The sequence below is a fragment of the Pseudomonas sp. NPDC087817 genome (assembly GCF_044742875.1).
Taxonomy (GTDB): domain Bacteria; phylum Pseudomonadota; class Gammaproteobacteria; order Pseudomonadales; family Pseudomonadaceae; genus Aquipseudomonas.
Genome location: NZ_JBIUVJ010000105.1, coordinates 1 through 9,654 on the forward strand (window position 1 = coordinate 1; position 9,654 = coordinate 9,654).

The window sequence follows — 9,654 nt, forward strand, 5'->3', positions numbered from 1 at the left end:
GACCAACCAGCACCCGCCCGCCGACTCCCTGATCGGCTGGAAACAAGACGAACGGGCAGTCGCCCGCGACAAAAAGCACACCTGCATCATCGTCTGCTCGATCGAAAACTTCGACCCGATGGGCGTGCACACCGGTGACTCGATCACTGTTGCGCCGGCTCAGACCCTGACCGACAAGGAATACCAGATCCTGCGTAACGCCTCCCTGGCGGTACTGCGCGAGATCGGTGTCGAGACCGGTGGTTCCAACGTGCAGTTCGGTATCTGCCCGGACACCGGCCGCATGGTCGTGATCGAGATGAACCCGCGTGTGTCGCGCTCCTCGGCCCTGGCTTCGAAAGCCACCGGTTTCCCGATCGCCAAAGTCGCCGCCAAACTGGCTGTGGGCTACACCCTCGACGAATTGTCGAACGACATCACCGGCGGCAAGACCCCGGCGTCTTTCGAACCGTCCATCGACTACGTCGTGACCAAGCTGCCACGCTTTGCCTTCGAAAAATTCGCCAACGCTGACGCGCGCTTGACCACTCAGATGAAGTCGGTCGGTGAAGTCATGGCCATCGGCCGTACCTTCCAGGAATCCCTGCAGAAAGCTCTGCGCGGTCTGGAAGTTGGCGTCTGTGGTCTGGACGAGAAGCTCGATCTGAGCAACCCGGAAAGCATGAGCGTGCTCAAGCGTGAACTGACCGTGCCGGGCGCCGAGCGTATCTGGTACGTGGCGGACGCTTTCCGCGCGGGCATGACGGTCGAAGAAATCTTCGCCATGAACATGATCGATCCGTGGTTCCTGGTGCAGATCGAAGATCTGATCAAGGACGAAGAGAAGGTCAAGACCCTCGGTCTGTCCTCTATCGACCGCGACCTGATGTTCAAGCTCAAGCGCAAAGGCTTCTCCGATCAGCGTCTGGCCAAGCTGCTGGGCGTCACCGAGAAAAACCTGCGCACGCACCGTCAAAAGCTGGAAGTGTTCCCGGTCTATAAGCGCGTTGACACCTGCGCCGCCGAGTTCGCCACTGACACCGCTTACCTCTACTCGACGTACGAGGAAGAGTGTGAAGCCGCGCCGTCGGGTCGCGACAAAATCATGATTCTGGGTGGCGGTCCAAACCGTATCGGCCAGGGCATCGAATTCGACTACTGCTGCGTTCACGCTGCCCTCGCCCTGCGCGAAGACGGCTACGAAACCATCATGGTCAACTGCAACCCGGAAACCGTTTCCACCGATTACGATACTTCCGACCGACTCTACTTCGAGCCGGTAACCCTGGAAGATGTGCTGGAAATCTGCCGCGTCGAGAAGCCGAAAGGCGTGATTGTCCAGTACGGCGGCCAGACTCCGCTGAAACTGGCTCGTGCTCTGGAAGCTGCCGGCGTGCCAATCATCGGCACCAGCCCTGACGCCATCGACCGCGCTGAAGATCGTGAGCGCTTCCAGCAAATGGTTGAGCGTCTGAACCTGCGTCAGCCGCCAAACGCTACCGTGCGCAGCGAAGACGAAGCTGTCCGTGCTGCCGCGAAGATCGGTTATCCGCTGGTGGTGCGCCCGTCTTACGTACTGGGCGGTCGCGCGATGGAAATCGTCTATAAGGAAGAAGAACTCAAGCGCTACCTGCGTGACGCGGTGCAAGTGTCCAACGACAGCCCGGTGCTGCTCGACCACTTCCTCAACTGCGCCATCGAGATGGACGTGGATGCGGTCAGCGACGGTAAAGAAGTTGTAATCGGCGCGATCATGCAGCACATCGAACAGGCTGGTGTTCACTCCGGTGACTCCGCTTGCTCGCTGCCGCCGTACTCGCTGCCGGCGCACATCCAGGACGAGATGCGCGAACAGGTCAAGAAAATGGCCCTGGAGCTGGGCGTTGTCGGCCTGATGAACGTGCAACTGGCGCTGCAAGGCGAAGACATCTACGTCATCGAAGTCAACCCGCGCGCTTCCCGTACTGTACCGTTCGTCTCCAAGTGCATCGGTGTTTCCCTGGCAATGATCGCTGCCCGCGTGATGGCCGGTAAAACCCTGAAAGAAATCGGCTTTACCAAAGAAATCATCCCGAACTTCTACAGCGTGAAAGAGGCGGTATTCCCATTCGCCAAATTCCCTGGCGTTGACCCGATCCTCGGCCCAGAGATGAAGTCGACCGGTGAAGTGATGGGCGTCGGCGATACTTTCGGTGAAGCATTCGCCAAGGCTCAGATGGGCGCCAGCGAAGTATTGCCGACCGGCGGTACTGCGTTCATCAGTGTGCGTGACGATGACAAGCCGCTGGTTGCAGGCGTGGCCCGTGATCTGATCAACTTGGGTTTCGAAGTGGTTGCCACTGCCGGTACAGCCAAGCTGATTGAAGCCGCTGGCCTGAAAGTGCGCCGTGTGAACAAGGTGACCGAGGGGCGTCCGCACGTGGTCGACATGATCAAGAATGACGAAGTCACCCTGATCATCAACACCACTGAAGGTCGTCAGTCGATCGCTGATTCGTACTCCATTCGTCGTAATGCCTTGCAGCACAAGATTTACTGCACCACCACCATTGCTGCGGGCGAAGCTATCTGTGAAGCGCTTAAGTTCGGTCCGGAAAAGACCGTGCGCCGCTTGCAGGATCTACACGCAGGATTGAAGGCATGAGCATAGTTAAGTACCCAATGACTGTTCAGGGCGCTCGCGCCCTGGAAGAAGAACATACCCACCTGACCAAGGTCGTGCGTCCGAAGCTCAGCCAGGACATCGGTACGGCCCGCGAGTTGGGTGACCTGAAGGAAAACGCCGAATACCATGCTGCCCGCGAACAGCAAGGCATGGTCGAGGCGCGGATTCGTGATATCGAAGGCCGGATTCAGAACCAGGTCATCATTGATGTCACGACTATTCCTCATACCGGCAAGGTGATCTTCGGCACCACCGTCGAAATCGCCAACGTCGAGACTGATGAAAGCGTCACTTACCACATCGTGGGTGAGGATGAGGCTGACTTCAAACTCGGCAAGATTTCGGTCGGCTCGCCTTTGGCCCGTGCCTTGATTGGCAAGGAAGAGGGCGATGTGGTCGCCGTGAAAACGCCGGGTGGCGTTATCGAGTATGAGATTGTCGAAGTCCGTCATATCTGAAACCGGGCGCCCGCTGCATGCGGGCGCCATGCTTTGGCAGCTGTCCCAGATGTTGTGGGTCGGCGGTCTCTGGTTGATTCATTTCGGTTTGCAGCCGGCGTTGGGCAAGATTGGCCTGGCGCCGCTGTTGATCGATGAAGTCGCCAGTGCATTTGAAGTGCTGGTGGTGGGTTTTTCCGCCGCATGCGTGATTTTTCAGGCTTTGGTGCTGGTACAGACCGAGGGCCTTGTCAGTCTATGGCGAGATTTTCGCGGGCAGGTGCTGTTGATGGCGTTGTATGCGTGTGCGATGTTTGTCGCAGTACGTGTCGGCTGGCCGGATGCGCAGCGCTGGCAGGTGTTCAGCTATCTTGTATTGGGCTTTTCCGGGCTGGTGCTGGTTTTGCAGCCGGTTCCGGGATGGAGTGGCAGGGTGCGCGAAGCACACCCTTGACCCTGGTCATCACTTGAAGCGATGAACGTTCGACAGCTGCTTGTTGACGCTGAAGTTCTTGCGGTAAACCAGTGCCATCTTGCCGATGACCTGTACCAGATCCGCTTTGCCGACCTTGCACAGTTCTGCAATGTGCGCCAGGCGCGACTCGCGGTCGAGGATGTTGAGCTTGATTTTGATCAGCTCGTGATCCGCCAAAGCGCGTTCAAGTTCGGCTAACACGCCTTCAGTCAAACCGTTGTCCGCCACCGTCAAAACCGGTTTCAGGTGGTGGCCAATGGATTTGTACTGTTTTTTCTGCTCTGGAGTGAGCGGCATAATCTGACCCTTTCGTCTGGATTCTGTAAAATGGCGGCCATTTTACCCGAGGGTTCGTGGATCCGCCCAATTACTCACGACCCTAATCCTCGAGGTGCCCACTGGCGCGTTCCAAGACAAGCCGTGGTTGGCTGAAAAGACATGTCAACGATCCTTATGTGAAGCAAGCGCAGAAGGATGGCTACCGCTCGCGTGCGAGTTACAAGCTTCTGGAGATCCAGGAGAAATACAAACTGATCCGTCCGGGCATGAACGTGGTGGACCTGGGCGCAGCGCCCGGTGGCTGGTCGCAGGTGACTAGCCGTCTGATCGGCGGTCAGGGGCGTTTGATCGCTTCGGACATCCTGGAAATGGACAGCATCCCTGATGTGACATTTATCCAGGGTGACTTCACCGAGGACGCCGTGCTCGCGCAAATTCTGGAAGCCGTCGGTAATTCGCAGGTGGACCTTGTGATTTCCGATATGGCCCCCAATATGAGTGGTACGCCTGAAGTGGACATGCCGAAAGCCATGTTCCTTTGCGAGTTGGCTCTCGATCTGGCGGAGCGGATACTCAAGCCGGGTGGTAATTTTGTGATCAAGATCTTTCAGGGTGAAGGGTTCGATGTTTACCTGAAGGACGCTCGCAAGAAATTTGAAAAGATTCAGATGATCAAGCCGGATTCGTCTCGTGGAAGTTCCCGTGAGCAATACATGCTGGCATGGGGCTACCGGGGTCGTAGTGAGTAAAACCTGGTTTTTTGTGCAGGGTGATAGGTTTTTCGTATTTCGCCCCGCGTGCATAAGCGAATATTGTGGAAAGTGTTTCACAAAGGGTTACAGACGGCGCCTGCCAGAGTTGTAGGTAATGTAGTAAGTTAGGCCGGTGAATATCATGCGAAGCGCGCGCCAGTAGCGGAGCTTGCTTCAGAGGGTAGTTAATTGAACGATATGGCAAAGAATCTGATCCTGTGGTTGATCATCGCGGCTGTCCTTGTGACGGTGATGAACAACTTCTCCAGCCCTAACGAGCCGCAGACCCTCAACTATTCCGACTTCATCCAGCAGGTCAAGGATGGCAAGGTCGAGCGCGTCGCGGTTGATGGCTATGTGATTACCGGCAAGCGCAACGACGGCGACAGCTTCAAGACCATTCGTCCGGCAATTCAGGACAATGGCTTGATCGGTGACCTGGTCGACAACCACGTTGTGGTTGAAGGCAAGCAGCCTGAGCAGCAAAGCATCTGGACCCAACTGCTGGTGGCCAGCTTCCCGATCCTGGTGATCATCGCGGTGTTCATGTTCTTCATGCGCCAGATGCAGGGTGGTGCCGGCGGCAAGGGCGGGCCGATGAGTTTTGGCAAGAGCAAGGCGCGCCTGCTTTCCGAGGATCAGGTGAAAACTACCCTGGCTGACGTTGCAGGTTGCGACGAAGCCAAGGAAGAAGTCGGCGAGCTCGTCGAGTTCCTCCGTGATCCGGGCAAGTTCCAGCGTCTTGGCGGTCGCATTCCTCGCGGCGTGTTGATGGTCGGTCCTCCGGGTACCGGTAAAACCTTGCTGGCCAAGGCTATTGCCGGCGAGGCCAAGGTGCCTTTCTTCACTATTTCCGGTTCTGACTTTGTCGAGATGTTCGTCGGCGTCGGCGCAAGCCGTGTTCGTGACATGTTCGAGCAGGCGAAGAAGCACGCGCCGTGCATCATTTTCATCGACGAAATCGACGCCGTCGGTCGCCATCGTGGCGCCGGCATGGGCGGCGGTCATGACGAGCGCGAGCAGACTCTCAACCAGTTGCTGGTGGAGATGGACGGCTTCGAAATGAACGATGGCATCATCGTGATTGCTGCAACCAACCGTCCTGACGTGCTCGACCCTGCGCTGCTGCGTCCAGGCCGTTTTGATCGTCAAGTGGTGGTCGGTCTGCCGGATATCCGTGGTCGCGAACAGATCCTCAAGGTTCACATGCGTAAAGTGCCAATGGGTGACGACGTTGCTCCGGCCGTTATCGCTCGTGGTACTCCAGGTTTCTCTGGTGCTGACCTCGCTAACCTGGTTAACGAAGCCTCGCTGTTTGCGGCTCGTGCCGGCAAGCGCATTGTCGAAATGAAAGAGTTCGAACTGGCCAAAGACAAGATCATGATGGGCGCTGAGCGCAAATCGATGGTCATGTCCGAGAAAGAAAAGCAGAACACCGCTTATCACGAGGCGGGCCACGCTATTGTTGGTCGCGTCGTGCCTGAGCATGATCCGGTCTACAAGGTATCGATCATTCCGCGCGGTCGTGCGCTGGGTGTGACGATGTTCCTGCCGGAAGAAGATCGCTACAGCTTGTCCAAGCGAGCACTGATCAGCCAGATCTGCTCGCTGTACGGCGGCCGTATCGCTGAAGAAATGACGCTCGGTTTCGACGGCGTGACCACCGGTGCGTCCAACGACATCATGCGTGCCAGTCAGATTGCACGGAACATGGTGACCAAGTGGGGCCTGTCGGAAAAACTCGGTCCACTGATGTATGCGGAAGAAGAAGGCGAAGTGTTCCTGGGGCGCGGTGGTGGTGGTCAGGCTGCAAGCTTCTCCGGAGAAACGGCCAAGCTGATCGACTCCGAAGTGCGCAGCATCATTGATCAGTGCTATGGCACCGCCAAGCAGATCCTCACGGACAACCGTGACAAGCTCGATGCGATGGCTGATGCCCTGATGAAGTATGAAACGATCGATGCCGAACAGATCGACGACATCATGGCCGGCCGCACGCCTCGCGAGCCGCGTGATTGGTCGGGTGGCACCGGTACTCCGCCGCCTCCTGTTGTTCAGGATGAGCGTCCGGAAAAACCGATTGGCGGTCCGGCTGCTGACGTTTAAGGTTTGAAATGACTTCTGTACAGTCCCTGACCCGGTTGCCTTGCGGCAACCGGGTTCTTGATTTGGCCCAGACGCATGTCATGGGCATTCTCAATGTCACTCCCGATTCCTTTTCCGATGGTGGCCGATACAGCCAGCTCGATGCAGCGCTGCGCCATGCAGAAGCCATGGTTGTTGCGGGTGCGACGCTGATCGATGTGGGAGGTGAATCCACTCGTCCCGGCGCGCGAGCGGTATCTCCGCTGGAAGAGCTTGAGCGCGTGGCGCCAATCGTGGAGCTGATCAATCGTGAGCTCGATGTCATCATCTCGGTCGATACGTCGACTCCCGCCGTGATGCGAGAAACAGCGCGGCTGGGTGCAGGTTTGATCAATGATGTGCGATCGCTGCAGCGCGATGGAGCGCTGGACGCCGCAGCGGCCACAGGGTTGCCTGTGTGTCTCATGCATATGCTCGGTGAGCCCGGTGACATGCAGGACAATCCGCAATATCAGAATGTCACCCGAGAAGTAGGCGAGTTTCTCACCGAGCGCATGGCTCGATGTGCGCTGGCGGGTATCCCGGCTGAGCGGATCATTCTCGACCCTGGGTTTGGCTTCGCCAAAACACTGCAGCACAATTTAAGCTTGTTCAAGCATCTGGAAGCTCTGCACGCGTTGGGCCGGCCGTTATTGGTGGGTGTTTCGCGCAAAAGCATGATTGGCCATGCCCTGAATCGCCCGGTCGGCGAGCGGCTTTTTGGGGGCTTGGCGCTGGCAGCGCTGGCATCTGCCAAAGGCGCGCGTATATTGCGCGTCCATGATGTGGCGGAAACGGTGGATGTGGTGCGGATGATCGCGGCCGTGGAATCAGCCGAATAAGAATGGTGGAGCAATTATGAGCAAAAAATACTTTGGTACTGACGGCATTCGCGGTCGTGTGGGTGTTTATCCGATCACTCCTGACTTTATGCTCAAGCTTGGCTGGGCCGCCGGTATGGCGTTTCGCAAGATGGGTGCCTGCAAAGTGTTGGTTGGCAAGGACACGCGCATTTCCGGGTACATGTTCGAGTCGGCCCTTGAAGCCGGCCTGACCTCGGCAGGTGCCGATGTCATGCTGCTCGGTCCGATGCCGACGCCGGCTATCGCCTATCTGTCGCGAACCTTCCAGGCTGAGGCTGGTATCGTGATTAGTGCGTCGCACAATCCGCACGACGACAACGGTATCAAGTTCTTCTCTGGCAAAGGCACCAAGTTGCCGGATGAGCTGGAGCTTATGATCGAAGAGTTGCTTGATGCGCCGATGACGGTGGTTGAGTCGAGCAAGATCGGCAAAGTGTCGCGAATCAATGACGCCTCCGGTCGCTACATCGAGTTCTGCAAGAGCAGCGTGCCAACCGGGACCAACTTTAATGGTTTCAAGATCGTCATTGATTGCGCACATGGTGCGACCTACAAGGTAGCGCCGAGCGTTTTTCGTGAGTTGGGTGCAGAAGTCGTCGTGCTGTCGGCTCAGCCCAATGGCCTGAACATCAACGACAATTGCGGCTCGACCCATATGGATCAGTTGCAGGCTGCGGTGCTGGCCGAGCATGCCGATCTGGGTATCGCTTTTGATGGTGATGGTGATCGGGTGCTGATGGTTGATCACACGGGCGCGATTGTTGATGGTGACGAGCTGTTGTTCATCATTGCTCGTGACTTGCATGAGCGCGGCAAATTGCAGGGCGGTGTGGTCGGTACCTTGATGAGTAACCTCGGCCTGGAGCTGGCGCTCGCGGAGCTTTCGATTCCATTCATTCGCGCCAACGTTGGCGACCGTTATGTGATCGCCGAATTGCTTGAGCGCAACTGGCTGGTCGGTGGTGAGAACTCGGGGCACATCGTTTGCTTCAATCATACGACGACCGGCGATGCGATCATCGCTGCGCTGCAAGTGCTGATGGCACTGAAGACACGCAACGAAGGTCTGGCACAAACTCGTCAGGCGTTGCGCAAGTGCCCTCAGGTGCTGGTCAATGTGCGTTTCGGTGGCGGTGAAAACCCGCTGGAGCATCCGGCTGTCAAGGAAGCCAGTGCGCGCGTCACTCAGGCAATGGCGGGCCGCGGACGGGTGCTTTTGCGCAAGTCCGGTACAGAGCCTCTGGTGCGTGTGATGGTCGAAGGTGAGGACGAAACTCAGGTTCGCAGCTATGCCGAAGAACTGGCAAAACTGGTAAGTGAAGTTTCTGCCTGATTCGGCTTGCAAGCCATGATTGTGTTGGGTAACATCTGCGCCCACTTTGACCGACGAGGTACAGCATGCGTCGCCCTATGGGAGCTGGTAACTGGAAGATGCACGGTACCCGCGCCAGCGTCGCTGAGCTGATCAACGGCCTTCGTCATCTGGCCTTGCCAAGCGGTGTTGATGTCGCGGTATTCCCGCCTTGCTTGTATATCAATCAAGTGATTGATGGCTTGAAAGGTAAATCGATTTCGGTCGGTGCGCAGAATTCTGCGGTGGAATCCATGCAAGGTGCATTGACTGGTGAGATAGCGCCGAGTCAGTTGGTGGATGCAGGTTGTTCCCTGGTGCTTGTCGGGCACTCCGAACGCCGTCAGATAATGGGCGAGCGAGACGGAATGCTGAATCGCAAGTTTGCAGCGGCACAGGCATGTGGCTTGATTCCGGTGTTGTGTGTAGGGGAAACCCTTGAGCAGCGTGAAGCCGGGAAAACTCTTGAGGTTGTCGGGCGTCAGCTGGGCAGCATCATCGAGGAGTTGGGAGTCGGTGCTTTTGCCAAGGCAGTCATAGCTTACGAGCCGGTCTGGGCAATTGGTACCGGACTGACTGCAACGCCGCAACAGGCTCAGGATGTGCATAAGGCCATTCGCGAGCAGTTGGCGGCAGAGAATTCTGAAGTCGCACGAGGTGTGCGGCTTCTATACGGCGGCAGCGTGAAGGCGGCCAGTGCGGTCGCCCTGTTCGGCATGCCGGATATCG

9 protein-coding genes are annotated in these 9,654 nt (G+C 57.3%); 8 read left to right on the forward strand and 1 reads right to left on the reverse strand.

Translation table 11 applies throughout. The features are described from left to right. The 3 genes from carB to ACIONG_RS28860 all read left to right on the forward strand — a co-directional run. Nucleotides 1-2,623: carbamoyl-phosphate synthase large subunit (gene carB, locus ACIONG_RS28850; protein WP_401304301.1), on the forward strand; the 2,623-nt coding region annotated here is incomplete at its 5' end. Between the two features lie 2 nt (nucleotides 2,624-2,625). Further along, nucleotides 2,626-3,102, forward strand: a complete 477-nt coding sequence (greA, locus tag ACIONG_RS28855) for a transcription elongation factor GreA (RefSeq protein WP_213028738.1) — start codon at nucleotides 2,626-2,628, stop codon at nucleotides 3,100-3,102. A 28-nt stretch (nucleotides 3,103-3,130) separates the two neighbouring features. Beyond that, nucleotides 3,131-3,535: an MFS transporter gene (locus tag ACIONG_RS28860; RefSeq protein ID WP_103303207.1), complete on the forward strand. Its 405-nt coding sequence runs from the start codon at nucleotides 3,131-3,133 to the stop codon at nucleotides 3,533-3,535. A gap of 9 nt (nucleotides 3,536-3,544) precedes the next feature. On the opposite strand, the gene ACIONG_RS28865 is transcribed toward ACIONG_RS28860, so the two are convergent. Continuing rightward, entirely contained in the window at nucleotides 3,545-3,853 is a 309-nt protein-coding gene (locus tag ACIONG_RS28865; protein ID WP_003221534.1) for a YhbY family RNA-binding protein, read from the reverse strand. Nucleotides 3,854-3,954: 101 nt separating this feature from the next. Between ACIONG_RS28865 and rlmE the strand changes: the two genes are divergently transcribed. The 5 genes from rlmE to tpiA all read left to right on the forward strand — a co-directional run. Then, complete coding sequence (gene rlmE / locus ACIONG_RS28870) at nucleotides 3,955-4,584, forward strand: 23S rRNA (uridine(2552)-2'-O)-methyltransferase RlmE (protein ID WP_401304312.1); 630 nt, start codon at nucleotides 3,955-3,957, stop codon at nucleotides 4,582-4,584. 201 nt (nucleotides 4,585-4,785) lie between these two features. Continuing rightward, nucleotides 4,786-6,693, forward strand: coding sequence for an ATP-dependent zinc metalloprotease FtsH (gene ftsH / locus ACIONG_RS28875; RefSeq protein ID WP_103303205.1), 1,908 nt, complete (start codon nucleotides 4,786-4,788; stop codon nucleotides 6,691-6,693). 8 nt (nucleotides 6,694-6,701) lie between these two features. Beyond that, nucleotides 6,702-7,553 carry a dihydropteroate synthase gene (gene folP / locus ACIONG_RS28880; RefSeq protein ID WP_103303204.1) on the forward strand — a complete coding sequence of 284 codons (852 nt, stop codon included), beginning with the start codon at nucleotides 6,702-6,704 and terminating at the stop codon, nucleotides 7,551-7,553. A 16-nt stretch (nucleotides 7,554-7,569) separates the two neighbouring features. Next, complete coding sequence (glmM, locus tag ACIONG_RS28885) at nucleotides 7,570-8,907, forward strand: phosphoglucosamine mutase (protein ID WP_401304306.1); 1,338 nt, start codon at nucleotides 7,570-7,572, stop codon at nucleotides 8,905-8,907. 65 nt (nucleotides 8,908-8,972) lie between these two features. Continuing rightward, nucleotides 8,973-9,654: triose-phosphate isomerase (gene tpiA, locus ACIONG_RS28890; RefSeq protein ID WP_401304309.1), on the forward strand; the 682-nt coding region annotated here is incomplete at its 3' end.